Source organism: Reyranella sp. GW821-FHT14A01 (genome assembly GCF_058803965.1).
The window spans coordinates 1-24,170 of sequence record NZ_JBXAPM010000023.1 but is presented as its reverse complement, the minus strand read 5'-3'; the positions used below and the strand labels follow the sequence as shown (position 1 = coordinate 24,170).

General features: G+C 64.7%; 28 protein-coding genes. 16 read left to right on the top strand and 12 right to left on the bottom strand.

All coding sequences use genetic code 11. The features are described 5' to 3' along the window. Positions 1-20: 20 nt before the first annotated feature. Entirely contained in the window at positions 21-413 is a 393-nt protein-coding gene (locus tag AC1ROX_RS29010; RefSeq protein WP_493131925.1) for a hypothetical protein, read from the top strand. A gap of 27 nt (positions 414-440) precedes the next feature. Here AC1ROX_RS29010 and AC1ROX_RS29005 read toward each other — a convergent pair whose 3' ends face one another. Both AC1ROX_RS29005 and AC1ROX_RS29000 read right to left on the bottom strand, forming a co-directional pair. Beyond that, a complete protein-coding gene (locus tag AC1ROX_RS29005; protein ID WP_493131923.1) occupies positions 441-1,949 on the bottom strand; it encodes a hypothetical protein in 1,509 nt (502 codons plus the stop codon). A gap of 253 nt (positions 1,950-2,202) precedes the next feature. Next, the gene (locus AC1ROX_RS29000; protein WP_493131921.1) at positions 2,203-3,162 is read right to left on the bottom strand and encodes an OmpA family protein; all 960 of its coding nucleotides are present in this window, start codon (positions 3,160-3,162) and stop codon (positions 2,203-2,205) included. Between the two features lie 329 nt (positions 3,163-3,491). Here AC1ROX_RS29000 and AC1ROX_RS28995 point away from each other — a divergent pair, with 329 nt between their 5' ends. The 8 genes from AC1ROX_RS28995 (at position 3,492) to AC1ROX_RS28960 (ending at position 8,936) form a co-directional block, all read left to right on the top strand. Continuing rightward, the gene (locus tag AC1ROX_RS28995) at positions 3,492-3,914 is read left to right on the top strand and encodes a DUF1036 domain-containing protein (protein WP_493131919.1); all 423 of its coding nucleotides are present in this window, start codon (positions 3,492-3,494) and stop codon (positions 3,912-3,914) included. 60 nt (positions 3,915-3,974) lie between these two features. After that, positions 3,975-4,490, top strand: coding sequence for a hypothetical protein (locus AC1ROX_RS28990; RefSeq protein ID WP_493131917.1), 516 nt, complete (start codon positions 3,975-3,977; stop codon positions 4,488-4,490). Between the two features lie 69 nt (positions 4,491-4,559). Next, a complete protein-coding gene (locus AC1ROX_RS28985) occupies positions 4,560-4,949 on the top strand; it encodes a PRC-barrel domain-containing protein (protein ID WP_493131915.1) in 390 nt (129 codons plus the stop codon). Positions 4,950-4,951: 2 nt separating this feature from the next. Beyond that, a complete protein-coding gene (locus AC1ROX_RS28980) occupies positions 4,952-5,521 on the top strand; it encodes an MgtC/SapB family protein (protein WP_493131913.1) in 570 nt (189 codons plus the stop codon). Between the two features lie 12 nt (positions 5,522-5,533). Then, entirely contained in the window at positions 5,534-6,352 is an 819-nt protein-coding gene (locus AC1ROX_RS28975) for an MORN repeat-containing protein (RefSeq protein ID WP_493131911.1), read from the top strand. Positions 6,353-6,360: 8 nt separating this feature from the next. Further along, on the top strand, positions 6,361-6,585 hold the full coding sequence (locus AC1ROX_RS28970) for a hypothetical protein (protein ID WP_493131909.1): 225 nt from the start codon (positions 6,361-6,363) through the stop codon (positions 6,583-6,585). A 72-nt stretch (positions 6,586-6,657) separates the two neighbouring features. Beyond that, positions 6,658-7,701 carry an AI-2E family transporter gene (locus AC1ROX_RS28965; protein ID WP_493131907.1) on the top strand — a complete coding sequence of 348 codons (1,044 nt, stop codon included), beginning with the start codon at positions 6,658-6,660 and terminating at the stop codon, positions 7,699-7,701. Further along, on the top strand, positions 7,698-8,936 hold the full coding sequence (locus tag AC1ROX_RS28960; RefSeq protein ID WP_493131905.1) for an META domain-containing protein: 1,239 nt from the start codon (positions 7,698-7,700) through the stop codon (positions 8,934-8,936). Before AC1ROX_RS28965 ends, AC1ROX_RS28960 begins: the two co-directional genes overlap by 4 nt. Here AC1ROX_RS28960 and AC1ROX_RS28955 read toward each other — a convergent pair. Both AC1ROX_RS28955 and AC1ROX_RS28950 read right to left on the bottom strand, forming a co-directional pair. Continuing rightward, complete coding sequence (locus AC1ROX_RS28955; RefSeq protein ID WP_493131904.1) at positions 8,933-10,309, bottom strand: hypothetical protein; 1,377 nt, start codon at positions 10,307-10,309, stop codon at positions 8,933-8,935. The genes AC1ROX_RS28960 and AC1ROX_RS28955 overlap by 4 nt on opposite strands. A 53-nt stretch (positions 10,310-10,362) precedes the next feature. Beyond that, positions 10,363-11,169 carry a universal stress protein gene (locus AC1ROX_RS28950; protein ID WP_493131902.1) on the bottom strand — a complete coding sequence of 269 codons (807 nt, stop codon included), beginning with the start codon at positions 11,167-11,169 and terminating at the stop codon, positions 10,363-10,365. Positions 11,170-11,340: 171 nt separating this feature from the next. Here AC1ROX_RS28950 and AC1ROX_RS28945 point away from each other — a divergent pair, with 171 nt between their 5' ends. After that, entirely contained in the window at positions 11,341-11,472 is a 132-nt protein-coding gene (locus AC1ROX_RS28945) for a Flp family type IVb pilin (protein ID WP_493131900.1), read from the top strand. A 79-nt stretch (positions 11,473-11,551) separates the two neighbouring features. Here the strand turns inward: AC1ROX_RS28945 and AC1ROX_RS28940 are convergent, their stop codons facing one another. Further along, complete coding sequence (locus AC1ROX_RS28940) at positions 11,552-12,142, bottom strand: cysteine hydrolase family protein (RefSeq protein ID WP_493131898.1); 591 nt, start codon at positions 12,140-12,142, stop codon at positions 11,552-11,554. 224 nt (positions 12,143-12,366) lie between these two features. Between AC1ROX_RS28940 and AC1ROX_RS28935 the strand changes: the two genes are divergently transcribed. The 4 genes from AC1ROX_RS28935 to AC1ROX_RS28920 all read left to right on the top strand — a co-directional run bounded on the left by AC1ROX_RS28935 (position 12,367) and on the right by AC1ROX_RS28920 (position 17,800). Next, positions 12,367-14,112: an IlvD/Edd family dehydratase gene (locus AC1ROX_RS28935; RefSeq protein ID WP_493131896.1), complete on the top strand. Its 1,746-nt coding sequence runs from the start codon at positions 12,367-12,369 to the stop codon at positions 14,110-14,112. Next, entirely contained in the window at positions 14,109-15,104 is a 996-nt protein-coding gene (locus AC1ROX_RS28930) for a glycosyltransferase family 2 protein (protein WP_493131894.1), read from the top strand. The genes AC1ROX_RS28935 and AC1ROX_RS28930 overlap by 4 nt, the downstream gene beginning before the upstream one ends. Before the next feature lie 91 nt (positions 15,105-15,195). Further along, on the top strand, positions 15,196-16,542 hold the full coding sequence (locus AC1ROX_RS28925) for a tetratricopeptide repeat protein (protein ID WP_493131892.1): 1,347 nt from the start codon (positions 15,196-15,198) through the stop codon (positions 16,540-16,542). 19 nt (positions 16,543-16,561) lie between these two features. Beyond that, a complete protein-coding gene (locus AC1ROX_RS28920; protein ID WP_493131890.1) occupies positions 16,562-17,800 on the top strand; it encodes a FecR family protein in 1,239 nt (412 codons plus the stop codon). A 14-nt stretch (positions 17,801-17,814) separates the two neighbouring features. Here the strand turns inward: AC1ROX_RS28920 and mobB are convergent, their stop codons facing one another. The 7 genes from mobB to AC1ROX_RS28885 are packed head-to-tail and all read right to left on the bottom strand — an operon-like array spanning position 17,815 to position 21,080. Beyond that, the gene (gene mobB, locus AC1ROX_RS28915; RefSeq protein ID WP_493131888.1) at positions 17,815-18,303 is read right to left on the bottom strand and encodes a molybdopterin-guanine dinucleotide biosynthesis protein B; all 489 of its coding nucleotides are present in this window, start codon (positions 18,301-18,303) and stop codon (positions 17,815-17,817) included. Next, complete coding sequence (fdhD, locus tag AC1ROX_RS28910; RefSeq protein WP_493131886.1) at positions 18,300-19,100, bottom strand: formate dehydrogenase accessory sulfurtransferase FdhD; 801 nt, start codon at positions 19,098-19,100, stop codon at positions 18,300-18,302. The genes mobB and fdhD overlap by 4 nt, the downstream gene beginning before the upstream one ends. Further along, complete coding sequence (locus tag AC1ROX_RS28905) at positions 19,097-19,468, bottom strand: hypothetical protein (protein ID WP_493131884.1); 372 nt, start codon at positions 19,466-19,468, stop codon at positions 19,097-19,099. Before AC1ROX_RS28905 ends, fdhD begins: the two co-directional genes overlap by 4 nt. A gap of 8 nt (positions 19,469-19,476) precedes the next feature. Continuing rightward, on the bottom strand, positions 19,477-19,974 hold the full coding sequence (locus AC1ROX_RS28900; protein WP_493131882.1) for a hypothetical protein: 498 nt from the start codon (positions 19,972-19,974) through the stop codon (positions 19,477-19,479). Positions 19,975-20,015: 41 nt separating this feature from the next. Next, positions 20,016-20,519, bottom strand: coding sequence for a DUF992 domain-containing protein (locus AC1ROX_RS28895; RefSeq protein ID WP_493131880.1), 504 nt, complete (start codon positions 20,517-20,519; stop codon positions 20,016-20,018). 12 nt (positions 20,520-20,531) lie between these two features. Further along, positions 20,532-20,708, bottom strand: coding sequence for a hypothetical protein (locus tag AC1ROX_RS28890; protein ID WP_493131878.1), 177 nt, complete (start codon positions 20,706-20,708; stop codon positions 20,532-20,534). Positions 20,709-20,750: 42 nt separating this feature from the next. After that, the gene (locus tag AC1ROX_RS28885; RefSeq protein WP_493131876.1) at positions 20,751-21,080 is read right to left on the bottom strand and encodes a hypothetical protein; all 330 of its coding nucleotides are present in this window, start codon (positions 21,078-21,080) and stop codon (positions 20,751-20,753) included. A gap of 377 nt (positions 21,081-21,457) precedes the next feature. Between AC1ROX_RS28885 and AC1ROX_RS28880 the strand changes: the two genes are divergently transcribed. Both AC1ROX_RS28880 and AC1ROX_RS28875 read left to right on the top strand, forming a co-directional pair. Then, entirely contained in the window at positions 21,458-22,294 is an 837-nt protein-coding gene (locus tag AC1ROX_RS28880) for a hypothetical protein (protein WP_493131874.1), read from the top strand. Then, on the top strand, positions 22,294-23,958 hold the full coding sequence (locus AC1ROX_RS28875) for a capsular polysaccharide synthesis protein (protein ID WP_493131872.1): 1,665 nt from the start codon (positions 22,294-22,296) through the stop codon (positions 23,956-23,958). The genes AC1ROX_RS28880 and AC1ROX_RS28875 overlap by 1 nt, the downstream gene beginning before the upstream one ends. The last annotated feature ends 212 nt before the right edge of the window (positions 23,959-24,170 follow it).

Genomic DNA, 24,170 nt, shown 5'->3' with positions numbered 1-24,170 from the left:
TTCATCCAGAGGAGGCCGTCATGGAAGACACGACCGCCGCACCCGGCACCCTTGAGAAGCTTCATCTCGGCATCAGCGTCGATGGCACGAACTGCCTGCTGCTGTTCATCGACGATGGCGGCCACGCGATGAGCTGCGTGGCAAGCGTCGAAGAATTGAACGCCTTCATCGCGTCGCTCATGAAGACCGTCGCCGAGATGCGGCGTCGCAATGGCGCTGAACTGCCTGCGCGCACCGGCAGCGCGCCCGAGATCACCGTAACCTCGGCCGCGTTTCACATGCAGGATGAATGCATGATGGGAGCCTTGACGGGCGACGACGGCAAGGTCGTCGGCCTGCGTCTGCATCCCAGCATCGTGAACGAGATGACGCGGGCCATGTTGCGCGCGACCCCGGCGGCCAGTCGCTGTTGATGGCTGCTGTTGCCGGGTACGGGGGGTCTAGAGAGGCCCTCCGCCGCGGAGCAGGTTCTTGACCCGGCGAATTGTGGCTTCGCGGTCGGCAGCACTCCGCGCCCGGTTCTCGAGCCATCTCTGGCCCACCGGAAAGGCGAACTTCATCGCAAGCCCGTAAGCGATGGCGAAGGTTATGGAGCTTCCCAGAAGCTTCGGCATCGAGACTTCGAGGCCGCTGGCACAAATCGAATAGACGTAAGCGAGAGCCGTCCCCTGACGCACCATCCAGGGAACTTCGAACGAGAAGAAAAACCGGATCACCAGCGACACGATCACGCCGATTGCAAAGACGCCGGCCAGCATGCCCGGGAATCCGAAATCGACGTAGTTTTCGGCCATGTAGCCGACGCTGATAGAGGTGCCGCCGCGCATGTTCTCCATGACGTCGGACTTGGTCAGGCGAATGAAGACCTCGGTGTCCGAAAGCGACTGCTTCTCGGGAAACAGGAAGCGGGGCTGGAAGACGTGACTGAAGGCATCGCTCCACTGACGCACATTCTGCTGTTCGGCGCTCGCTAGGTCGACATTGATCACTAGTCCGGTGATGTCGACATAGGCCAGACGTTCAAGGAGGGCTTTCGAGGCCGATCCCCAATCGATGCTTGCAATGTCGGCGACGCGCCCGAGCATATATCCGACGCGGTCGGACAGCGAGACCTGGAGGGCTTGCGAGTCCCCACCGCCCGTTGCCATCTCGCGGTATTCGAACTTCACCGACGTCCAGAACAGAGCCAATGCCACCAGACTGAATACTGTGAGGCACGCATAGCCGGTGGTCCTGGGTGTCCACCGGATCTGGGCGGCGAGCGCCGCGGTACCGAGGAATACGAAGACGCCGCGGAAGTCGCCCAGCAAGCCCGTCATACCGGAAAGGATTTCGATCCCGAGCACGGCGAACAGGAAGGGCCATCCGCGCCCCACCGACATGACTGACGTGAACAGGAGGAACGCCGCCACGATCTTGAAGCGCGCAATGGCGTCGAAGAACTGGAAGAGTACACCTCCGAAAGTGAGGCCAGCCATCTGAGCGATCAGGTGAGATCCGAGATAGACCATGAATACGTCGACCGGCCGCCAGTACAGATGGGCGGACCAGTTCTCCTCGGTCGGCGGTTGGATGCCCCCCAGCATCACCTTGCACGCGAAAGCGAGCACTACCGTCGATGCCAGCATGTACCAGTAGGCATTGAGCACCCAGGGTCCGAAGATGCTTTGTGCCATGGGCTCGCCGTCGACCAGCGCGAGGCACGCACGCGCGAAGACCTGTAGCCATTGGGACAGAAGATAGTAGGCAAGTGCCGCGGGCATGGTCGGCGTGCCCACCAGCCGCAAGATGACCCAGGGTGTGAAGGCGCCGGCGGTCAGGGCAAGAGGATCGGGACAGGCCGGCGAAATGAAGAGGAAGAACAGCCCGAAGGCGAATGAGACCCGCCGCAGCATCGAATAGTCGAGACGCGGAGCGATCTGGATGGAAGAAACGAGCGTCGAGGCCATGGCCGAGCGAATCCGCCTTTTCGTCTACCGGAGTTTCCCCACCGGTTTATCGCATCCCGACAGCAAAAATTCAAAATGCGTCCGGGCGATGCCCCTTACAGGCCCGCGCCGGCCGCCGCCAGTCTCGATCTCGAAACGGCACGCAATGCCGCATGCCCTGGATTGCCCCACGGCCTCGAGGGCGGCAAAGAAAAAGGCGGCCCGTGAGGGCCGCCTCTTCCTTGTCTCGGATATTCCAGCGCGCGTTGGCAGCTTACTGGATGACGATCTCGACGCGGCGGTTCTGCGGCTCGCGGACGTTCGGGCCGGTCTGGACCAGCAGGCCCTGCTCGCCACGGCCAACCACCGCGATCGCGGTCGCCGGCACGCCTTCGCGAACCAGGGCGTCCTTGACGGCGTTCGCACGACGCAGCGACAGCGCCATGTTGTAGGCCGGGGTGCCCGACGTGTCGGTGTGGCCGGTCGCCGTGATGCGGGCGTTACCCTTCGACTTGTAGGCGCCAGCGGCCTGCTTGATCGTGTTCAGGGCCTGAGCCGACAGGTTCGAGCGATCCCAGTCGAAGAACACCATGAACGACGGCGGGGCAACGACCGGCGGCGGCGGCGGCGGGGCGGCCGGAGCGGCCACGAACTTGTACTGCAGGCCCAGCATGATGCTGAAGTTGTTGTTCGTCCAACCCACGCCGTTCACGGTCGGGTTCGACGTGCCGTAGTAGCGGCCGTCCAGGTTCACGCGGAAGTTCGTGTCGGCGTTCCAGCCGAGACCGATGATGCCCTGGTAGGCGAACACCGTGCTCGACAGCGACGTGTTGCCGTCGACCAGGCCGAGACCGGCGCCGGCGCCGATGTACGGGGTGATCACCGAACCCGGCATGAAGTCGTACAGCAGGTTCGCCATGATGCCCAGCTGGCCGACCTGGTTGTTCACGGCCGTGCCCGGGACGCCGACGTTCGTCGGGTTCCAGCGATAGATGCCTTCCAACTCAACGCGCGGACCAACGAAGTCGTAGCCGATCACGCCACCGGCCATCCAGCCCAGCTGCGGGGTCACGCTCACCGTCGGGAACGCCGGGATGTTCGTGTTCGCCGTGAAGTTCGTCAGCCAGTTGATGCCGCCCTCGGCACCAATGTAGATGCCCGGCTGCGGAGCCTGCGCCTGCGCAGCCACCGGCAGCGCAACAATGGCGGCAGCCGCCAGAAGAGCCTTCTTCATCAGATATCTCCCTTAACTTGACACAGCCTCGTCGCCCACACGGGGGAGGCGAGAATTCGATGCGATAACGGGGCGCAATGTACCCGAGCGCCCCCCTCCAGCGCCACAAACTAAGACACCTCTCGACTCATTGTTGCCCCCACTGTGGCGCCCCAGCCACAGTGAGCTCTCCGGCAAATAAAGGTTTCTTTATAAGACTTACTAAATATCGATATTTTTCAATCCTTTAAGAAAACATCTTTATTCACGACATGTGAAATATTTCACTTCGGCGCCTCGATTGCGACTTCCCTCCAAGCGAGGCAGACTCGCCCATCGGCAGGAGGCCCATGAAGTTCGCGGCAATAATTCTCGCATTGATGGTGTGCGCAGGCAGTTCCGCCGCACAGCAGCGGCCCCAAGCGGGTTTCCGGGCGTGCAACCTCACAGGGCGCGAGATCGAGGTCGCAAAGGCCCTCGACACCGGTGTAAGCGACGGCACCAGCCGCATTGTCATTTCCGAAGGCTGGTACAAGCTTCCGCCGAACGCCTGCACGTTCCTTTGGACCGGGCCGCTGCAATACGACCGCTATCTGGTCTATGCACAGGATAAGTCGAGCGGGCGCGAGTGGACGGGGACCGTTCCGGTCTGTGTCAGCCCGCAGGCGTTCACGATTCGCGCGAGCAACTGCGGTTCGCAATATCAACGACGCCTGTTCACGAACGTCGATACCAGACGCCAGGACGGCTGGACCCACAATTTCACCCCCTGAATTTCTCGGTGTGCGCAAAAAGTCACATCCGAGTCAGCGGTTCGTAAGCCTCGGCCGCCTATGTTCGATATCGTGCTGAAGCTCAATATCCTCCACCTGCTCGTCGCCTCTCTTGCGGGCGCCACGATCTTCACCCTGCTGCGCGAGGCGCGCGGCCGCTCCCTGCCGCCAAGCCAGCTGTTTGCGTCGGTACCGTTCGCTCTCGCCACGGCCGTCCTCTTGCTTGCGATGGGACACCTCGAGACCCGCCAGCCGCGCCTGTGGCTGACCGGGCTGGCCGCCGGCATCGCGATCGGCGTGCTGCGTGCCTCCTACCTGACGTTGCAACTCGACCGCATGTATACCCGTCTACGCCTGCCCCAAGGACGTGACGGGCTGCTGGCGGCATGCCTGCTGGCCTTCTGTGTCATCGTGGCGTTCGCCGCGGCATTGGCTGGCTTGAGCGATCCCACGCTCGAAGTCGGCGCGACCACTGCCGTCGCGGCTTGTGCCGGATACCTGAGCGGTCGCGCCGTCATCTTGTGGCGTCGCTCGCTGTCGGCGCCCCATCAGACGCTGCATCACACGTCGCCATAGACGTCGACGAGGGAACGCTCTCGAACGCGTCCCGTTGAGAGGTCCCTTCCCTCGACGGAGTTTCTCCCAATGCGCACGCTTCTCGCTACGGCCGCAATTGCTGCGGCCACCGCCCTTGCCGCCCCGGCCCTCGTGCTGGCTCAGGGCACCCCGCAGACCGTCCAGCTCGTGAAGGTCGACGTGATCAAGCTCTCGACCGGCTACCGCGCCAGCAAGGTGCTGGGCTCCTCGGTCGTCAACGAGGCCGGCGACACGGTCGGCAAGATCGACGAGATCATCGTCGGCCCCGACGGCAAGGCCCCGTTCGTCGTCCTCTCGGTCGGCGGCTTCCTCGGCGTCGGCGACAAGCTGGTCGCCCTCCCCTACGAGCAGATGAGGACCAACGGCAAGAAGATCGTGCTGCCGGGCGCGACCAAGGACTCGCTGAAGGCCCTGCCCGAGTTCAAGTACGCCTCGTAAAGATGGGCGCGCTCGTCGAAGAGATCGCGCACCCCACGTTCCTGTCGTTTCCGGTCATTGCAGCGCGGCTCCTGTTCGCCGCGCTGCTTGGCGCGCTCATCGGCTTCGAGCGCGAATGGCGGGCACGGCCGGCCGGGTTGCGCACCCATATCCTGATCTGCGTCGCGGCCGCGACGTTCGGAATCCTTACCGTCGAGATTTCCCATTCGACCGCGTTTGACGGCCGCGAGGTGGTCGTGGATCCGGTGCGTGCCGTCGAGGCGGTCACGGCCGGCGTGGCCTTCCTGGCCGCAGGCTCGATCCTGTTCACGCGCGGCGAGGTCCAGGGCCTGACCACCGGCGCCGGCATGTGGCTGGCTGGCGCTGTCGGCCTCTCCTCGGGCTTCGGCCTGTGGCAGATCGCGGGGCTCGGTACGTTCCTGATCCTGGTCGTGATGGGCCTGCTCCATACATTCGAGGTGCAGCTCGGCATTGCCGCGGACAAGAAGGAGCATGCCGGCAAGGATGACAGGAAAGGCGGACAGAAAAGCACGCGGGACGAGGGAAAGGACGATGCCGGCGGCCGGTGCTAGAGTCACCGCCCGATGAGGCGTCCGGTTTTTCCCTTCCTGCTGTTCATGGCCGCAACGATCGCCCTGCCGGTCGCGGCCCAGACGTCGCGGCCGGTGCCCGAACTCGGCACCGTGCCCGAGCCACGCCAGCTTCCCACCGCCCCCACGCCCGGCCAGCCTCCCGCCGCCAGCGACGAGGTCAAGGACCCGAAGACCGGCTGCGGCGTGGTGATGATGAATGCCGAACCCAATATCGGCATCAGTTGGTCCGGCGCCTGCGAGTACGATCTGGCGCAGGGCAAGGGCGTCCTGCAGTGGATGAAGGGCGGCGTTCCCACGGATCGCTATGAAGGCGAGATGAAGGACGGCCTCTATGAAGGCCAGGGCAAGCTGACCTATGCCAACAAGGCCCGCTACGAAGGCGAGTTCAAGGCCGGCGAACGCGACGGCAAGGGCACCTACACCTTCCCGAGCGGCGCCAAGCTGATCGCCGAGTTCCGCGAGGGCAGGCCCCAGGGACACGGCATGTACGTCTGGACCAACGGCAACCGCTATATCGGCGACTTCCGCGACAACCAGCGGACCGGCCGCGGCACGATCCTGTTCGCCGACGGCGGCCGCTACGAGGGCGACTTCGTCAACGGCAAGATGCAGGGGCGCGGCGTGCGTGTCTGGGCCAACGGTGCGCGCTACGAAGGCGAATGGCTGGACGACAAGGCGAGCGGCTGGGGCACCAAGTCCGGCGGCCCTGGCGGCCAGGTCTTCACCGGCATCTGGACCAACGGCTGCTTCCGTCAGAACGAGCGCTGGGCGACCGTCGGCGTGACGGCGCAAGCCTGCGGCTTCCAGTAGGAGGCGTCATGTCCGCCAGTCCCGACCTGATCATGATCCAGTTCCTCGAGTGGGTGGCGGCCCGGCCGCGCCGCCGCGAGGACGTGCTGGACGCCTGGCAGAGTTCCTGCCCGCGTTTCCCGGTTTGGGAAGACGCACGCGCCGACGGGCTGGTGCGCCAATGCGGCAGCGAGGCCGGCGAACGCCGGGTCGAGCTGACCGAGCGCGGCCGCGCGATGCTCGGTCGCGCCTGAGATCGGCCCCGAGATCGGCATCGCCGCTCAGGCCGCCTCCCAACGGTAAGCGACAGCCCCTATACTGACGACATGACGCTGCAACGCGCCGCCCTATGGGCCGTCGTTATCGCCGCGACGATCTTCCTGCTCGTCGCCGGACGCGGCCTGCTGCTCCCGTTCATCCTGGGCATCGTCCTTTGGTACATGGTCGATTCCCTGGCCGACACCTTCGCCCAGCCGCGGCTGGGCAGGCTGCGCCTGCCGCAGCCGCTGGCGCTGGTCCTGGCAGTCCTGGTGATCGGCGGCCTGTTCTGGATCGTCGGGCGCACGATCGGACGCAACGTGCAGGCCGTCGTGGCGGCGGTGCCCAGCTACGAAGCCCGCCTCACCCATCTGATCGAGCAGGGTGCGCAGATGGCCGGTATCGAGCAGGCGCCCACCTTGTCCGAGCTGGTCGCCCGCGTGAGCCTCGCCGACACGCTGGGCAGCGTGGCGACCGCCGCCGCCTCGGTGGTGAGCGTGGCCGGCCTGATCCTGATCTACACCCTCTTCCTGTTCGTCGAGCAGGTGCACTTCAAGCGCAAGCTCGGCGCGATCTTCCACGGCGACGGCCAGGAGGCGCGCGTGCTCGCCGTGCTCGATCGCATCGATCGCGAGATCCGCATCTACATCCGCATCAAGACCACCCTCGCGACAGTCACCTCGGCGCTGGCCTATGCCGTCATGGCCTCGGTCGGCGTCGACTTCGCGGGCTTCTGGGCCGTCATGGTGTTTTTCCTCTATTACATCCCCACGGTGGGCTCGATCCTGGCGATCATCGCGCCGGCCCTGCTCACCCTGATTCAGTTCGACAATCTCACGCCGTTCCTGATCGTGCTGCTGGTGTTCGGCTCGATCCAGGTCGTGACGGCCAATGTCATCGAGCCGGCCATCATGGGACGCTCACTCAACCTCTCGCCGCTGGTGGTCATCGTCTCCCTGATCGTGTGGGGTACGCTCTGGGGCGTGGTCGGCATGTTCCTCTGCGTGCCCATCATGGTGGTGGCGCTGATCGTGCTCGCGCAATTCGAGACGACCCGACCGGTCGCCGTGCTGCTGTCCGCCGACGGACGCATTCCGGAGTCGACGCCATGAAACGGCTCGCCCTGCTCTTGCTCCTCCTCGCCGCGGCCCCGGCAGCCGCCCAGGTCTCCTCGCCGGACCGGCCGACGACGACGACGACGTCACCCCTGCCCTCTCCCATGCCGGTCCCACAAGGCAACGTCCTCTACTCCTGCCCCGGCGGCATGGACTTCGCGGCCCATTACTCGGACGACGGCGAACTCGCGACATTGCGCATGCCCGGCCAGCCGGACATCGAGCTGGGGCGCCAGGTATCGGGCCTCGGCTTCGCCTATTCGGATTCCTACTACGAGCTGCGCGGCCGTGGTCGCGAGGCGACGCTCACTGCAGCCGGGCGCTCGATGCGTTGCCACGCTGTCGGACGGCCGGGCGAACCGCCACGCACCTTCGCGGGCGGCAACCTCACCGTCACCCTGTTCCCGGATGGGACGTTCCGGCTCCGTGAGAAACGCGACGGATCTGCCGAGCCCCTGCTCGATCTCGGCCAGTGGGCCCAGGAAGTCGAAGGCGGGGTGCGGCTGGTGCTGCGCGGCGCCGACAACAGCCGCCGGGCGTTCCGCGAGATTGGCATCGGCAAGCTGCTTGACGACAACGGCACCGAGCTTCTCCTCGCCGAAAAGCCAGATCCGATCGACGGACGATTCCGGCTCTCCGGCATGTATCGCGACGCACAGGATGGCGGCCTGTTCGCCGCCTGCCTGGTCGGCCGCACCTATGGCGTGGCGCCGGGCGGTGCCGAGCCCGATCTCGAAAAGGCGTGGGTCAACATGACACCCTCGCGAGAGGCCAGCCTCTACGTCGAGATCATCGGCAGCTTCGACGGCAACAACTCCGTCTCGGTCGATCGCTTCATCAGTGTGAAACGTGATGGCGCCTGCCCGTCTCTGTCGACGCGCGGCTCGGCGCTGCGCGACACGGAATGGCGCCTGGTCGAGCTCGACGGCGCGCGCCCCTCGTTCACGGAATGGCGGCGGCAGCCCATGCTCCGCCTCGAGGACAACGGCAAGTTCACCGCCGCGAGCGGCTGCAACACATTGGGCGGCGACTATGTTCTCGATCCCGACGGGCTGCGCTTCGTCGCCGGTCCCATGACTCTCATGGCCTGCCCGCCGCCGGAAACGGCGATCGAGAAGAGCTTCATCGCAGCATTGGCGGCGGTCCGAACGGCTCAGATCGCTGGCACGACACTCGACCTCAATGACGAGACCGGCAAACGCCGCATGCGCCTCGAGGCGCGCGGACGTTAACGGAACGCTTCCAGATCGGCCTGCAGCGTCAGCATGTTGTCGCCGTCGATCGTGATGTGGAGGAAGGCGAAGCCGGAGGAAGGGGGACCGTCGTCGAACTTGCCTTCGAACTCGCGATCGATCTCGTCGAACAGGCGGATGTAGAGCTTCCACTCGATCATTCCCGACTCGAGCGGCACCCGTACCGGTTCGCTCCAGTCGAGGGCGCGAACCCCGCTCTGCACGACGCGATCCGTCGCCACGTCCCGCACGAGCGTCGCCTCGAAGCGGCCGACCGTGGCGGTGCTCGCCGTCTTCGTCGCCGCCTTGGCGACGACGGCGACGCAGATCTGGCTGGGCTTGTCCTCGCGGACGAAGGCGACCGAGCCGCTGTTCATCGTCTCGTCGGGAATGTCGTCGATCCAGCCCAGTCGCTCGACGACGACGACGCGCCGCTTGCTCTTGTCGAAGCGCCAGCCCGGCGGCGGATCGAAGCAGCGCCGCACGGTCCGCGTCTCGCCGGCCGGGGCGCGCGCCAGGATCTCCGGCGACACCAGCGTGTTGGATTCCGGCTCGGAGGACCGCACTTTCTGGTCGAGCGCAAACGCCCCCGGCCTCTCCGGAATTGCGGTGAAAAGCAGCTGGAACGCCACGGTGCGCGACGCATGGCGCAGGAAAAGCGATCCGGCGGCGAACCGCGCGTGCCGGGCGTCCGACGGGAAGGCGCTGCGCGGCACGGCGAACCTCAGGCGTTCGGGCGTAACCGTGGCTTCGCCCCGCCATGAGCCGACCGTCAGCACCGGCGGCGTCCGGTCCGCCGTCAGGCGCAGGCCCACAATCTCGATCTCGATCGCGGGATCGTCGCCCGGCAGTGTCCGCGGGGGCGCCAGGAACAGCGGCGTGTAGGAGAGAATGACCGGCGAGAGATCGACGGACGCCAGCCGCTCGAGGTCCGCCGGAATGCCGCTTGCCGCCTGCGATACGGCAGCGGCCAACCCGGCCGCGCCGGGGCGATCGACCACGGCGCGCAACGCGGCATTCACCGCATCGAGCCTCTCGAACATCTCCCGTCGCGCGGCCGGCAAGCGGTCGAAGGACTGCTCGCGTTCGGGCTCGTAGCGCGCGGCCAGCGCATCGAACAGCAGGCTCGCGGCCCGGAAGGACGACAGCAGCTCGAGACGCGCCAGGCTGTCGGCACGCGCCTGCAGTTCGGCGCGCTCCGCATGCAGGATGACGAGCTTCTCCGCGATGGTCGGCGGCGCCAGGACGCTTCGCTCTTCCTGCAGCTGGGCATATGCCAGCGCGGCGCCCGCGACCAGGACGACCACGGCCAGCACCAGCACAAGCGTGCGGCCCCAGAGCGATTCTTCGTGTGCGGGCGAGCCAGCCGTCATGCGGCGGTTTCTAGCACGGTCGCCGGTCGATCACCGGCGACGGATTGTCTGGATCAGTAGGAGAAGAGCACCGGCAGCGGCGACGTCAGGATGAGATCGCGCGTCACGCCGCCGAAGATCATCTGGCGCAGCCGGCTCTGCGTATAGGCACCCTTCACGATCAGATCGGCGCCCAGCGCCTGGGCCCGATCGACGATGGTCTGGCCCGCCGTCTTCGCGCCCGGCTTCACATGCTGGCCGGTGACGTTCAGGCCATGGCTCTTCAGCGAGTCGGCGATCTCCAGGGCCGTCGGCCCCGGCACCATCGCGCCTTCGACGCTCAGCACCTCGATCGCCTCGGCGCCGGCCAATACCGGCATCGCGAGCGAGATCGCGCGCGCACTCTCGGTCGAGCCGTTCCAGGCGAACAGGATGCGATTGCCGACCATGCCGCTGAAACCGGGCGGCACGACGAGGACCGGCCGGCCCGAATCGAACAGCGCCGTCTCGAAGACGCTTTCCGGCATCTTGGGCAGGGCGCCGGGCTGCGGCAGCACGATGAGATCGTAGGCCCGGCCGATCGTGCCGATCGCCGTCGGGCCGCTGTCGTCGGCCGAGCGCCATTCGGCGGCAAGGCCGGTCGCACGTTCGTCGAAGGCCTGCTTGACCGCCGACACCCGCTGGCGCTCCTCGGCATCCTCGGCCAGCCCGCCGCCGATCGGCGCGCCCATGCCGGCGTCGGCCCAGGCCATGCTCATGACGCCGTAGGACGGCGGCTCGAGGCCGATCAGGCGCGCCCCGAACTTTCGCGCGATCTTTGCCGCCAGATCGAATGCGGACGGATCTTCCGACGTCCAGGCCATTGTCAGGATGGACTTCATGGCACGCCTCCCTTTTGCCTGACGATAACACGAGGCTAAGACACGATCGACTTGATACAATTCTCACATTGAATCAGGCCGCCGGTCCAATATCTTGGGGCTGTTTTCTAAACTAATTATTCAGACGGGCCCCTGATCGGCCCCCAGCATTTCTTCGTTTTGGAGATTTCGATGCTGTCTTTTTTTCGCCGCCTGATGGCGGACGACAGGGCCGCGACCGCGATCGAATATACGCTGATCGCCTCCCTGATCGCCGTTGCGGCGATCACCGCCATCAGCACCGTCAGCGGCAAGAGCCTCTAGGCTCTTCGTTCCCTTCGAACGCCGGCGGTCATCTGCACGCCGGCGGGATTGATTGTCTGGGGGGATCGGCATCTGCGGATCAGGCGATCTGCTTAGCTGAGGGCACGATCCAGGCAAAGCGATCGGAGAGAGCCGCGAGCGTGATCTTGTTGATGGCCGCCGCGCCGATCGTCTCGGCGCCCGTGGCGTCCGGCAGGTCTCGCGTTGCCACGGTGTCGGCCGCAATGGTGCTCATGTAGCCCTGATCCGTGGCCGCCCGCACGGTCGCCGAAACGCACATGTGGGTCATGAAGCCACCGACGATCAGGTTCTTGCGGCCAAGCGCGGCGAGCTTGGTGGCCAGATCCGTTCCCGCGAAGGCATTGGGCAAGCCCTTGTCGATGATCGTCTCGCCGTCGCGCGGCGTCAGTTCCTTGACGATCTCGTAGCCGCTCGACGAAGGATTGAAGGCCTTGCCCTTGGACTGGTGGCGCACATGGACGATCGGGGCACCCGCGGTGCGCGCCTTCTGCAGCAGCACGGCCAGCGCATCGACTGCAGGCTGCACGCCAGTCAGCGGCAGCAGTCCATCCGTGTATTCCCTCTGCGCATCGACGATCAGCAGGATCCCGTCGGCCATGGTGGCGGGCGTCGGTTGCGCGCCGGCCATCTGCAGCATGGTCATTGCCATGTTCATTCCTTCGACTATTTCGCGGTTGTGTAAGCCTCGTTGCCATCAACGCTCATGCCGTGCGGATTTGCAACACCTTCAAGAGGAGGTCTTAATGCCCCTCAGAGGCAAGGTCGGAGTCATGATCCGGGTCGCGACTCCACGGCGCAGACAGACTGCACCGCCGGTCTGGTCGACGATGGGTCGGCCTGACAAAATACAGTGATTCTGGGAGAGAGACCGACATGGCATCCGCCAAACGCCGCCGCACGTCGAAGACCGCACCGAAGAAGGAGACCGGATTACGCCAGGGCCTCGCCACCTACGGCGACGCCGGCTTCTCGCTGTTCCTGCGCAAGGCCTTCATCAAGGCCGGCGGCTATTCCGACGACGCGCTCGACCGGCCGATCGTCGGCATCACCAATACCTTCTCCGACTACAATCCCTGCCACGGCAACGTGCCGGACCTGATCGAGGCGGTGAAGCGCGGCGTCATGCTGGCCGGCGCGCTCCCGATGGTCTTCCCGACCGTGTCGATCCACGAGAGCTTCTCCCATCCGACCAGCATGTTCCTGCGCAACCTCATGTCGATGGACACCGAGGAGATGATCCGTGCCCAGCCGATGGACTCGGTCGTGCTGATCGGCGGTTGCGACAAGACCCTGCCGGCCCAGCTCATGGCCGCGGCCAGCGCCGACCGGCCGGCCGTCGTGCTGCCGGTGGGACCGATGCTGGTCGGCCATTTCAAGGGCGAGGTGCTGGGCGCCTGCACCGATTGCCGCCGCCTGTGGGGCCAGTATCGCGCCGGCACCTTCTCCGAAACCGACATCGAGCAGGTGAGCGAGCGCCTCGCGCCGACCAAGGGCACCTGCATGGTCATGGGCACCGCCAGCACCATGGGCTGTATCGTCGAGACCCTGGGCATGGGCCTGCCGACCAGCGGCTCGATCCCGGCGACACATTCGGACCGGCTGCGTATTGCCGAGCAGACCGGCCGGCTCGCCGCCGAGATGGCGGTCAAGCAGGGGCCGAAGCCCAGTGAGATCATGACCAAATCAGCCTTCCGCAACGCGCTCACCGTGCTGCAGGCGATCGGTGGCTCGACCAACGCGCTGGTGCATCTCACTGCCGTGGCACGCCGCCTCGGTATCGAGATCGAGCTGGAGGAGTTCGACGAGATCGGCCGCAACGTGCCGGTGCTGGTCGACCTGAAGCCGTCGGGCGATCACTACATGGAGCATTTCCATTGGGCGGGCGGCAATTCGCGCCTGATGAAGGAGATCCGCAAGAATCTCGACGAGAAGTGCAAGACGGTCGCCGGCAAGACGATCAAGCAGGTGATCGATGCCGCCGAGATGGTGCCGGGCCAGACCGTGATCCGCACCCCGGCCAATCCGATCAAGCCGACCGGCGGCATGGCCGTGCTGCGCGGCAACCTCGCGCCGCGCGGCGCCGTCATCAAGCATGCGGCGGCCTCGCCGGCGCTGATGACCCATACCGGCCGCGCCGTGGTGTTCGAATCGCTGGAGGATCTCGCCGCGCGCGGTGACGATCCCAACCTCGACGTGAAAACCGACGACATCCTGGTGCTGCGCAATGCCGGCCCCAAGGGGGCGCCCGGCATGCCCGAGGCCGGCTCCTTCCCCATCCCGATGAAGCTCGCGCGCGCCGGCGTGAAGGACATGATCCGCATCTCCGACGCGCGCATGAGCGGCACGGCGTTCGGCACCATCGTGCTGCATGTCGCGCCCGAGGCCGCGGTCGGCGGACCGCTGGCGCTGGTGAAGACCGGCGACCAGATCACGCTCGATGTCCCGAAGCGCCGGCTGGAACTGCATGTCGACGCCAAGACGCTGGCGGCCCGCAAGAAGGCCTGGACGCCGCCGCCGCCGCATCCCGGCAGCGGACGCGGCTACACGGGTCTCTTCTTCAAGACCGTGCTGCAGGCCGACGAAGGCGTCGATTTCGACTTCCTCGGACCGGAAAAGTGATCGAAGCCAAGCTCCCGCGCATCTCGGTCGTCGTCACCTGCTACAATTGCCGAGACTACATTGCCGACGCCATCCGTTCGGTCGCGCATCAGACATTGCGCGACTTCGAGTGCGTCATCGTCGACGACGCCTCGACCGACGATTCGGTCGCGGTCGTCCAGCAGACGCTTGAGGAGCTTGGCGACTCCCGCTTTCGCCACATCCGCCTCGACAGGAACATCGGGCAAACCGGCGCCACGCGCCGAGGGCTCGCGGAGACGAACGCGATGTTCGTCTGCTTCCTCGATTCCGACGATCTGTGGAACCCGGACTTCCTCGAACGCCATCTCGCCGCGCACCTGAACGAGACCTATGCGGTCGGCTTCACGGCCTGCAATGCGCGCCTGATCAACGGACAGGACGAACTGATCGCCGGCGGTATGTACTGGTTCGGCAAGGACCGCGCCCGGGCCGACCGCGACCAGGCCTTCATGCCGATCGATGCCGCCCGCGTGCCGACACTCGATGTCGCGCAGGGCACGGCAAAATGGCAAGGCGGCTCGCCTTATCGCCTCTACACCAAGCGGGTGGTGCACTGGGTCTGGGTCAGCACCTCGTCGATGATGTTCCGGCGCTCGCTGATCAACCTCGTCTTTCCCGAGGATGACGAGGTCTTCCGCCTGCACATGGACTTCTACGTCGTGGTCATGGCGCAGATGGTGGCGGGCTCCCTGCTGATCGACGAGGCGCTCTATTCCTACCGCCTCCATGGCCGCAACGGCGCCGCCGACAACCCCGTGCTGGGCGGCCGCCTTCACCTGTCGAGCCGGAACTGGGGCGATACCTATGCCCGCATGCTGGATCGCATGCTGTCTGCAATGGTCAAGGACAAGGAACGTTTCATGACGGCCCTGGGCGATCGCCAGTACCGCCGCATGGTCCTGCGGATGCGTGCAGCCCAGGCAAACCCGGTGGTCGGCTTGGCACTTACAATCCGGAGTTGGTTGATCTAGCACGCTTCCTGCTTCATGATTCAGGACGAGACGTTCCCGGAACCCACGGGAATCGGGGGAGAAAGTCATCGTGAGCAAGTTCGGACGGTGCGTGAGCGTAGTCGCTCTGCTGCTGGCCGGCAGCGTTGGGGCTGTCCTGGCGGACTCACGCCCAGCCCAGGCGCAGACGTCGACTGTTTCGGCGGCCGACGAGGCCGAGTACGACGCGGCCTTCCAGGAGATGCTGCAGAAGCCTTCCGACCTCGACACCCTGTTCAAGTTTGCGATGATCGCGTCCAAGACCGGCGATCTCGAAGGCGCCATCTCGGCACTCGAGCGCATGCTCGTGGTCGATCCGGACCTGCCGCGCGTCCGGCTCGAACTCGGCGTGCTCTATTACAGGCTGGGTTCCTTCGAAGTGGCCCGCAGCTACTTCGAGATGACGCTGAAGTCGGCCTCGCTGCCGCCGGACGTGAAGAGCCGCGCCGAACAGTTCCTGGCGGAGTCGGAGAAGCGGCTGACGAAGTCGCGGTTCAGCGGCGAGATCTTCGCCGGCATGCGTTATCAGTCGAACGCAAATCTCGGCCCGCCGACCTCGAGCGTCCGCCTGTTCGGCCAGGCCGCCAACCTCAATCAGACGGCGTTGGGCACCGCCGATTGGGGCGCCGTCACCTCGGGCTTCGTGCGCCATACTTACGATCTCGGGCAGAACAACCGCGCCCAGCTCGAGACCCAGCTCTCGGGCTACCTCAACCGGCAGTTCCAGATCCAGGCCGCCAACGTCTCCATCCTCGACCTGACCTCGGGACCGCGTTTCCAGGCGTTCCAGGGCATCTTCGAGGATGTCAGCCTGAAGCCGTTCGGTACGGTGGGTTACATCTGGGTCAACGACGTGCCGTATTACGGCAGCTTCGGCTCGGGCCTCGAAGTGGGCTCGCTGCTATCGGACAAGCTGCGCAACACCACGAACTTCACCTGGCGGCGCCAGATGTACCAGAACAGCTGGTATATACCGACCAACAACCAGTTCACCGGTGTCGAATATACCGCCAACACGACCTTCCAGTACCAGGTCAACGACGCCCTGATGCTGTACGCCAACGGCAATCTCCAGCGTTACCAGACCGACAGCACGCCCTGGCAGAACTACGTGCTTTACGGCGCCGGCGGCGGCATGTCCTTCTCCTTCACCGATCCGCTGTTCAAGAGCCAGCTGCCCTGGAGCATCAGCCTGTTTGGCAATGTGCAGTGGTGGTACTATGACCAACCCGATGCTGTCGTGGATCCGTCCATTACCAGACAACAAACAGACACGATTCTGAATATAACCCTGTCCGTCCCCTTCGATCAGCGGACGATGTTTACGGTTTCGGCCGGACGGTTCGTTCGGTCGGCGGACATCCCGAACTACTCGTTCACGAATAACAGTGCGCTCATCGGAGTAACCTGGCGCTTCTAGCGCCGCTCAGGAGATCACAGTGGCCACCAGACTTCCCACCGCAAGCCTGTCCCTGCTGACCGCCGCGCTTCTCGCCGCCGGCACCTCCCTCGTTCCGGTCGCCGCCGGTGCCAAGGTCGGCGTCACCTCGGCGGCCGACGGCGATCCGCGCGGCAAGCCGCCCGCCGAAGCCGAGCGCGTGCTGCGCGTCGGCGTCGACGTGCAGGCCAACGAGCTGATCACGACGGCGGCCAACGACCGCGCCCACCTGATGTTCCTCGACGGCACCTCGCTGTCGGTGGGCCCGAACGCCCAGCTCACCATCGACAAATTCGTCTACGATCCCTCGACCAAGACCGGCGACCTCGCCATCAATGCCAGCAAGGGCGTGTTCCGCCTGGTCGGCGGCAAGATCAGCAAGACCAACGCCATCACCGTCACGACGCCGTCGAGCACCATCGGCATCCGCGGCGGCATCAGCATCCTCAATGTCGACCAGAAGGAGACGCTGTCGATCTTCGTCTTCGGCATCAGCATGACGATCGGCGCGGGCGGCAAGTTCGAGATCGTGACCCGCCCCGGCTTCCAGGTGGCGACGTTGTTCGGCGGCCTGCCGGGCAAAGCAGGCGCCGTACCGCCGGGCGGCCTGGCCGCCCTTCTCAGCCAGCTCGAAGGCAGCAAGGGCGGCGGCGGTCAGTCCGGCAATGCCGATCAATCGGCGCAGAATTCGGGTTTCTCGAGCGCCAATTCCGGCCAGGGCAGCGGGAAGACGCTGGGCGACCGCTTCGGCAGCGGTCCGGGACCTCGCAATTCGAATCCCAACAACACCCTGACCAACGCCCTGACCAATGCCTTCGAGACGTCGCCTTCGAATGCGCCGACCCCGGAGAAGGTGCTCTCCAACTCCGGCCAGATGACGCAGACGATCACCTATACCGGCCGGATGGATGGCCTCGTGATAAACAACGGCCGCCCTTCATACGGCACCGGCACCTATACGCAGGCCTGGTCGATGAGCACCGGCACCGGCAACACCACCGCGAATTTCAACAACAGCACCTACAGCGGTACCACGACCCGCACCGGCAACTACGGCTTCAATGCGACGATGCCGTCGACCACCAACCCCGGCCGCACGATGACCATGAACGGTTTGTTCGTCGGCCAGGGATATCCTTCAACCCAGGTCGGCACTTTCGGAGTCAGGGGGCCGAACTATCGGGCCGATGGCGCCTTTGCCGGTCAGAAGGCGGGCACCGGCGCCGGCCCCGCCTTCTAACTGGCGAGTTCCCGTCAACCGGTTTTCTCGGCGATGAAGTCGGCGATGGCAGCAATGTCATCGCGATGGAACCACGGCAACTTGCCGTCGGTCGGCCGGACATCGACCGCGATCGCGACGATGGCGGAATCCTCCGATGCCATGGGCTTGGATTCACTTGAAGCCCGCACCTCGATCTTGAGGTGCGCCTCGCGCTTGTAGCCTTCGATCAGAACGAGATCCGCGGGCGAGAGCCGCGCCAGCACCTCCGAAATCGACGGCTCCGGCGTCTCGCACATGATGGCGTAGCGCCGCCCGCCGACGACGGCCACCTCACCCGCGCCGGCGACGCGATGGCGATACGAGTCGGTGCCCGGCTGGTCGATGTCGATGTCGTGATGGGCGTGCTTGATGGTTGCCACCCGCCAACCGCGGCGCACGAACTCCGCCACCAGCCGCTCCGTCAAGGTCGTCTTGCCGGCGTTCTTCCAGCCGGTGATTCCAAAAACACGCGGTGTAGTCACGCCGTGATCCGATCGGCATGAGCGTAGGCGGTCAGCCGGCCGTCGCGCACGAAGGCCGCCAGCGCGACCCCCGCCTGCTCCGCCGTCTCGATGGCGAGCGAGGTCGGAGCGGAAACCGCCGCGATGGCCGATGCCCCGATCGCAGCCGCCTTCTGGACCATCTCGTAGGAGCAGCGGCTGGTCACGACCACGAAGCCGCCCGGCGCGGCGCCGCCGCTTCGCGCCAATGCACCGGCCAGCTTGTCGAGCGCATTGTGGCGGCCGACATCCTCGCGCACGGCGACGAGCGTGCCATCGGCCGACGCCCAGCCCGCCGCATGCGTGGCGCCGTTCATCCGGTTGATCTCCTGGTGCGCCGGCAGCCCCGCCATCGCCCGTTCGATCGATTGCCGTGCAACCGGCTGCGGATTCGACACCGAAGCGACGGCACGCAAGGCCGCGTCCAGGCTGTCGACGCCGCACAGGCCGCAACCGGTGCGGCCGGCCAGACTGCGCCGCCGTTCCTGGAGACCCGCCATGCGCTGCGCCGCGATCTCGAGCCTGACCTCGATGCCGCGCCCGATCGGCTCGACCTCGATGTCGTAGATTTCGGAGGGCCGCTCGACGATCCGTTCGGTGAGGGAAAAGCCGCGCGCAAAATCCTCGAGATCGCAGGGCGTCGCCATCATCACCGCATGGCTGACGCCGTTGTAGACCAGCGCGACGGCGACCTCCTCGGCAACGGTTTCCTCGAGCGTCTCGCTGCCGCCGACGGTCAGGCGGCGGGCCGGCCGGCGGACCGAGCCGTCGCCGCTCATGCCGCGGTCTCGTCGATCCTGAGGTGCCGTCCCTCGCGGTCGAAGAACAGGCCGCGGTTCAGGGTCAGGGGATCGGCCTTCACATCGGCCTCGACCTCCTTCAACTTGCGGGCGGCCACCGGGTCGGGCAGCGGCCCGCCCTCGGGGCCGAGGCCGACGAAGAAAGCGACGCCGTCCCACGGCGTGCGCGCCCCGTCGAGCAAGGTCCGCATCTCGGTCCACGTCATCTCGTCGCCGATCAGATGGGCGTAGCTCGACCTCAGCGGGATCGCGTTGGCGGCGGTGATCCGCACCAGCAGGATGAAGATCGTGAACGGGCCGGTATCGGCGAACTGCGCCGCAAGCCAGTGCTCGAAATCGGTCTTCATCGCGCGCCCTAGAATTCGACCACGGGCGTCGGCGGCATGTAGCGATCGAAGACCTGCAGGAAGGGCTCGCCGCGCTCGGCCTCGTACCAGGCCTCGAAGGCGCGGAACGCCGCGATCGGATCGGCGATCACCGGCGGTTCGGGCGGCTGGCCGTCCTGGGGTTCCGGTGGATGCGCCTCGGCGTGCAGCGCCTCGGCGATCGGCCTCAGCCAGTCGAGCAAGGGCCGTGCGCCCTCGCCCAGTTCCGAAAGCCCGTTCTCGATCCAGCCGATGTCGCGGAACAGCGCCACGAGCTGGCGTTCCACCGCGACGTCGTGATCGGGCTCGAGGGCCGCGACCCTCGCCATGTCGGACAGCGCGCTCAGCCTGCGCCACGCAAAAGTGCGCGCCCGCTCGGCCTCCCTGATCTGGGCGTCGACCGACGCCCGTACCTTGCGCTCGGCCGCTTCGGCCGCGGTGCAATCCGCCTGGAGGCGGGCGATCAGGGAGTCTACGGCAGACGGCATTCCAAGAGTTGACCCGACCGGCGGGGCCGCGGCAAGCCTCTCTACTTGGCGTACTTCAGCTCGACCTCGGCGACGCCCGCGGCGACGTTCAGCCCGACGCTGCCCTCGACGCTGACCGGCTGCAGGGTGACCTGGCCGCTGCCGCCGCCGATCAGGACGTTGGCGCCGACGCCGCCGCCCACCGTGGCCTGCGCCGTCGCGCCGGCATAGCCGCCCTGCAGGGCGCCCGGCGCGATGTTACCCGGCGCGAAGACCAGCCAGACGATCTGCGATTCCTTGGTGAAGCCGATGTCGACGCCGTAGCGCTTGATCGCGCCCGTGTACTTCTCGCCGACACCGTCGGTGCGCGCGAAGATACAGTCGAGATCCTTCGACGAGCCGAAGATGAAGCCCATGCCGCCCGCCACCTTGCAGGTGAGCGAGCCGACATTCGCACCGGACTTGCCGGCCGCCTGCGGAGTACCCGGAGCGGCCGGGGTCTGGGCCTGGGCCGTGCCGATCATGAGTGCCACGGAAGCGGCCGTCGTCAGAATGGATCGAAGCATGTCTCAATCTCCTTACTGATCCGAGAGTTGGTCTTTCTTCTTCGCCCGCTCGATCGCCTCGAGTATCTCCGTGAGGCCAACCGAATAGACGACCCCCTGCTTGTTCATCTCATGCCGGATCGTGCGGATGAGTCCCGCCTTCCGGATCATGAGATTGGCCAGTGCGATCTTTGCGTCCTCGTTCGTCACGTCGTCCTCTGTATTCTTCCGGCCCCGTCCTGGTTATCCGTCCTAGTTGTTCTGACCGCGGGCCTTCAGGACGTAGCCGGTCGCTCTGAAATCCGAATCCTGGCGGATGGCCGCCGTCACGACCGGGTCGTTGTGCGGGTTACTGCTGGCGATCAGGGCATTCGTCTCGGCCTGGCAGTTCGCACTGATGGTCCGTCCAATGCTCGACGCATCCGCCGTGTCGCCGACATAGGGGGCGACCTGCCTCTGGAGGCAAGCGTCACGCGCCTCGTAGGTCTTGTCGACCGCTTTCACGGTCCACGGCGCCGAATACTGAGAGTTCACCGAACAGGCCGCCAGCGACAGCATGGCGACGACGATCAATGTACGCATCGGGGGGGCTGAACTCCAGGGAAACAAACAAGAATGGCGGAAGAGAGTGCGAACCACAAACCCTTCCCATCGCTTTATTCTTAGTCGGACTTTGCCGATGTCCAGTCAAGCCATCCACAGAATTACCCTAATCTGTTGACAGTTGGCAGGAAAAGCAACCAAGCGATCGGCAGATCATTCAAGTCCCGGGGACGCTGTCGAGTACCAGCACCACGCTGACTTTAGTGGTGGACCCTCAGGACTGTACTTTGAGGTACCACCCGTGCTGAATTCACCGGCACCGCCCTTCCATTGGCATCGCTGCCAAGAAAGATCAAAAGCATATGGCTAAGAGGAGCACAGGGCACCCGGGAGAAAGTAGCGGGTCGGCGGCGCACTTGGTCAACGCCTGCCAGGACGAGGTGCTGCTCCGCATCCAAGAGGCTGTTCCGGGCAAAGAGCCGTTTCGTCACTTGTATATCGAGCGCTTCTTTCCTGCCGAGTTCTACGCGTCAGTCCGGGAGCACATGCTTTCGTGCAAATACGGCAGCAACGTGCAGGACCGGCATCAGGACAACCCGCTTTTCGTGACCAAGCGCTACAATCTGTTCAAGTCGGACCACCCTGTCGCATCTTGCATTCGCGAGGTGTTTTCGCATCCGCAGGTGAAGGTCGCGGTCGCTCGGCATTTCTATGAGGCACCACTCGAGAAACTTGTCTCCGACATGGAGATCCACACCGAGTTCGAATACTTCTTTACCAAGGCCGGGCGGTACCAGCAGATCCACGTCGATATACCGCCCAAAGTACTATCGTTTGTCTTCTACATCCCTGAGAGTCCGCTGGCGCCCGAAGACGAAGGGCACAACGGCACCATCCTTTACGATCGCGCGCTGCAGCCCCATCGCGCCGCCCGCTTCCGCCCCAACTCGGTATGCATTTTTGCGCCACACTTCAATTCATACCATGGCTTCGACTCGACATGCGATCGGGATGTGCTTGTCATGTTCTACGTTCACACGAAGGAGTTTGCATCGTGGCGCACAGCCCGTAAGCAGCAGCCGGAAGAAGCGCCTTTCGACCAGATTCGCGATTCGATCGAACGAAAGGTGCGTCGCTTTCCAATGGTCGAGATCGGCACCGACGATGCATCGATCGCCGCCGCAAGGAAGTCGTGCTTGATCAATGCGCCCCAAGGGCGAGTCCTACGCCCAGGGGAGCGGCTGCAGTCCTAATGAATAAGATCGTTTGGACCTGCTGGTTTCAGGGTCGAGATCACGCGCCGCCACTTGTCCAGCGGTGCATTTCAAGCTGGGAACACCACAACCCTGGCTGGTCCGTACGGTGCCTAGATGGGCACGCAGCACGTCGGTTGATTGACCTGGACGGGATCATCGATACTTCGAAGCAAAGCATCACCGCGGCCTCCTTGTCCGACGTGCTCAGAATCACGTTACTTCACGAATTCGGAGGTGTGTGGTCGGACGCGACCACCCTGTGCAACCGCGCGCTTGACGAATGGCTTCCGGCGATGATGCAGCCTGAAGGATTCTTCGCATTCGACAAAGCAAAAAAAAAGCGTCCGATCGCTTCGTGGTTCCTGGCGGCGAAACCCGGGACTCCAATTCTGCAGCGTTGGTTCCAGGAGACGGTGGACTACTGGCGCGAGCGCCAGAGTAGTGAAGACTACTTCTGGTTCCACCATCTATTCCGGAAGTGCTTGGCGATCGACGCCGAGTTCGCCGCTGCATGGAATCGCGTTCCCCGACTCAGTGCCAACGGGCCGCACTCTCTCCAGACTGAGCAACGCATGTATCGCCGTCTTGCAGACGTTCAGGCTGCGGTGGATTGGGAGGCGCCTCTTTTTAAGCTTTCCTATCGCCTCAAGCCCGACCGCGAGAAAGGAAACTTCATCGATCATCTACTGAGCAAGCCGGTCCCGCTGGTCAGGGCGTCCGCTCAGGAGGCCGGGATGGCTGGTCCGGTTTCTACCTTTGCATCTCTTTCAGTGGGAACGGACAATGTCGGTGACCACATCCAGGTTATCTCGGCCGATCGGCTTCTCGGTCGATTGGGCGCGGTCCCGACACAACGGGTTGATCGGGACAATGGATTAGCCCAAGAACCGCCCAACGCATCTGGCCCTGCAAGCATCGGCCTCATTCTCAATGGATGGTTCAAGCGAGGTACAGGAGGCTGGCCGCCGCATGCCGCCTATTCCGCCCTTCCGATTGGATTGCATTTCAGGCCGCTAAGGGCGCCCGTTTTACTGTCCGATCAATCGCTTCAATTCCTGAAAGACACAGGCGAGGTCGGGGGTCGAGATAGCTTTACGACAAACCTCCTCTCTGCCCGTGGAGTACCGGCCTTCGAAAGCAACTGCCTCACCACTCTCTTTCCCCGACGAACGTGCCGGCCCAGCGTGCAGGTGGAACGATTTGCCGTATCCCGTGACGAGCGGATACTCGACGCGATTCCAAGCGAGCTCAAGCCCGTCACCTACGTCAATCACTATACCGGTGAGACAGATTTCGACGCGAACGTCCGCCGCGCCGAAGAGCTTCTCAAACTGTATGAAACACGTGCAGCACTGATCGTAACGACGCTTTTACACTGTGCGTTGCCGGCAATTGCGATGGGCATCCCAACCATTATCTTCTATCCGCACAACACCGGCGCAGCTCATCAATCGGATGTAGAGCGCTTTTCCAGCTTGTCGAAGCTGGTCCGAATCCACGACTTCGCAAATCTCGATGCTGTGGATTGGGCGCCTCGGCCGATTGACCTTGCTCCGCATAAGCTGAAACTCCTCGACCGGTTCTTTGAACGGGCCGCGCAATGGCGAATCCTGGACAGCCGGACGCCTTTGCGACTTGCTCCTCCTGCGCGAACCGTCTGAATAGCAGGCCACAGATGGCTGGATGTCGGTCCAGCCGTCCTTCCGGCCATTTCCTTTGGCCGTCGGCACTTATTGTCCATTCGGTGTATCTGCACGCCGACTTCGAAAGCAACGGCAGCGCCGCCCCATGGGGCTGCTAGAGTCTTTCCGTCTCATATCGAAGCGTAGCCGGCGTTTTTGATGTAGGCGGCGCATTCGTGGGGTGCGAAGCA

What these genes read in the sequence shown, in the direction of transcription:
- AC1ROX_RS28940 (WP_493131898.1), bottom strand. Translation starts at nt 12,142, where the DNA reads ATGGCAATGACCATGCTGCAGATGGCCGGCGCGCAACCGACGCCCGCC.
- AC1ROX_RS28965 (WP_493131907.1), top strand. Translation starts at nt 6,658, where the DNA reads ATGACGCTGCAACGCGCCGCCCTATGGGCCGTCGTTATCGCCGCGACG.
- AC1ROX_RS28895 (WP_493131880.1), bottom strand. Translation starts at nt 20,519, where the DNA reads ATGCTTCGATCCATTCTGACGACGGCCGCTTCCGTGGCACTCATGATC.
- AC1ROX_RS28950 (WP_493131902.1), bottom strand. Translation starts at nt 11,169, where the DNA reads ATGAAGTCCATCCTGACAATGGCCTGGACGTCGGAAGATCCGTCCGCA.
- AC1ROX_RS28875 (WP_493131872.1), top strand. Translation starts at nt 22,294, where the DNA reads ATGAATAAGATCGTTTGGACCTGCTGGTTTCAGGGTCGAGATCACGCG.
- AC1ROX_RS28995 (WP_493131919.1), top strand. Translation starts at nt 3,492, where the DNA reads ATGAAGTTCGCGGCAATAATTCTCGCATTGATGGTGTGCGCAGGCAGT.
- AC1ROX_RS29000 (WP_493131921.1), bottom strand. Translation starts at nt 3,162, where the DNA reads ATGAAGAAGGCTCTTCTGGCGGCTGCCGCCATTGTTGCGCTGCCGGTG.
- AC1ROX_RS28935 (WP_493131896.1), top strand. Translation starts at nt 12,367, where the DNA reads ATGGCATCCGCCAAACGCCGCCGCACGTCGAAGACCGCACCGAAGAAG.
- AC1ROX_RS28970 (WP_493131909.1), top strand. Translation starts at nt 6,361, where the DNA reads ATGTCCGCCAGTCCCGACCTGATCATGATCCAGTTCCTCGAGTGGGTG.
- AC1ROX_RS28980 (WP_493131913.1), top strand. Translation starts at nt 4,952, where the DNA reads ATGGGCGCGCTCGTCGAAGAGATCGCGCACCCCACGTTCCTGTCGTTT.
- AC1ROX_RS28955 (WP_493131904.1), bottom strand. Translation starts at nt 10,309, where the DNA reads ATGACGGCTGGCTCGCCCGCACACGAAGAATCGCTCTGGGGCCGCACG.
- AC1ROX_RS29010 (WP_493131925.1), top strand. Translation starts at nt 21, where the DNA reads ATGGAAGACACGACCGCCGCACCCGGCACCCTTGAGAAGCTTCATCTC.
- AC1ROX_RS28985 (WP_493131915.1), top strand. Translation starts at nt 4,560, where the DNA reads ATGCGCACGCTTCTCGCTACGGCCGCAATTGCTGCGGCCACCGCCCTT.
- AC1ROX_RS28975 (WP_493131911.1), top strand. Translation starts at nt 5,534, where the DNA reads ATGAGGCGTCCGGTTTTTCCCTTCCTGCTGTTCATGGCCGCAACGATC.
- AC1ROX_RS28990 (WP_493131917.1), top strand. Translation starts at nt 3,975, where the DNA reads ATGTTCGATATCGTGCTGAAGCTCAATATCCTCCACCTGCTCGTCGCC.
- AC1ROX_RS28900 (WP_493131882.1), bottom strand. Translation starts at nt 19,974, where the DNA reads ATGCCGTCTGCCGTAGACTCCCTGATCGCCCGCCTCCAGGCGGATTGC.
- AC1ROX_RS28945 (WP_493131900.1), top strand. Translation starts at nt 11,341, where the DNA reads ATGCTGTCTTTTTTTCGCCGCCTGATGGCGGACGACAGGGCCGCGACC.
- AC1ROX_RS29005 (WP_493131923.1), bottom strand. Translation starts at nt 1,949, where the DNA reads ATGGCCTCGACGCTCGTTTCTTCCATCCAGATCGCTCCGCGTCTCGAC.
- fdhD (WP_493131886.1), bottom strand. Translation starts at nt 19,100, where the DNA reads ATGAGCGGCGACGGCTCGGTCCGCCGGCCGGCCCGCCGCCTGACCGTC.
- AC1ROX_RS28905 (WP_493131884.1), bottom strand. Translation starts at nt 19,468, where the DNA reads ATGAAGACCGATTTCGAGCACTGGCTTGCGGCGCAGTTCGCCGATACC.
- AC1ROX_RS28885 (WP_493131876.1), bottom strand. Translation starts at nt 21,080, where the DNA reads ATGCGTACATTGATCGTCGTCGCCATGCTGTCGCTGGCGGCCTGTTCG.
- AC1ROX_RS28960 (WP_493131905.1), top strand. Translation starts at nt 7,698, where the DNA reads ATGAAACGGCTCGCCCTGCTCTTGCTCCTCCTCGCCGCGGCCCCGGCA.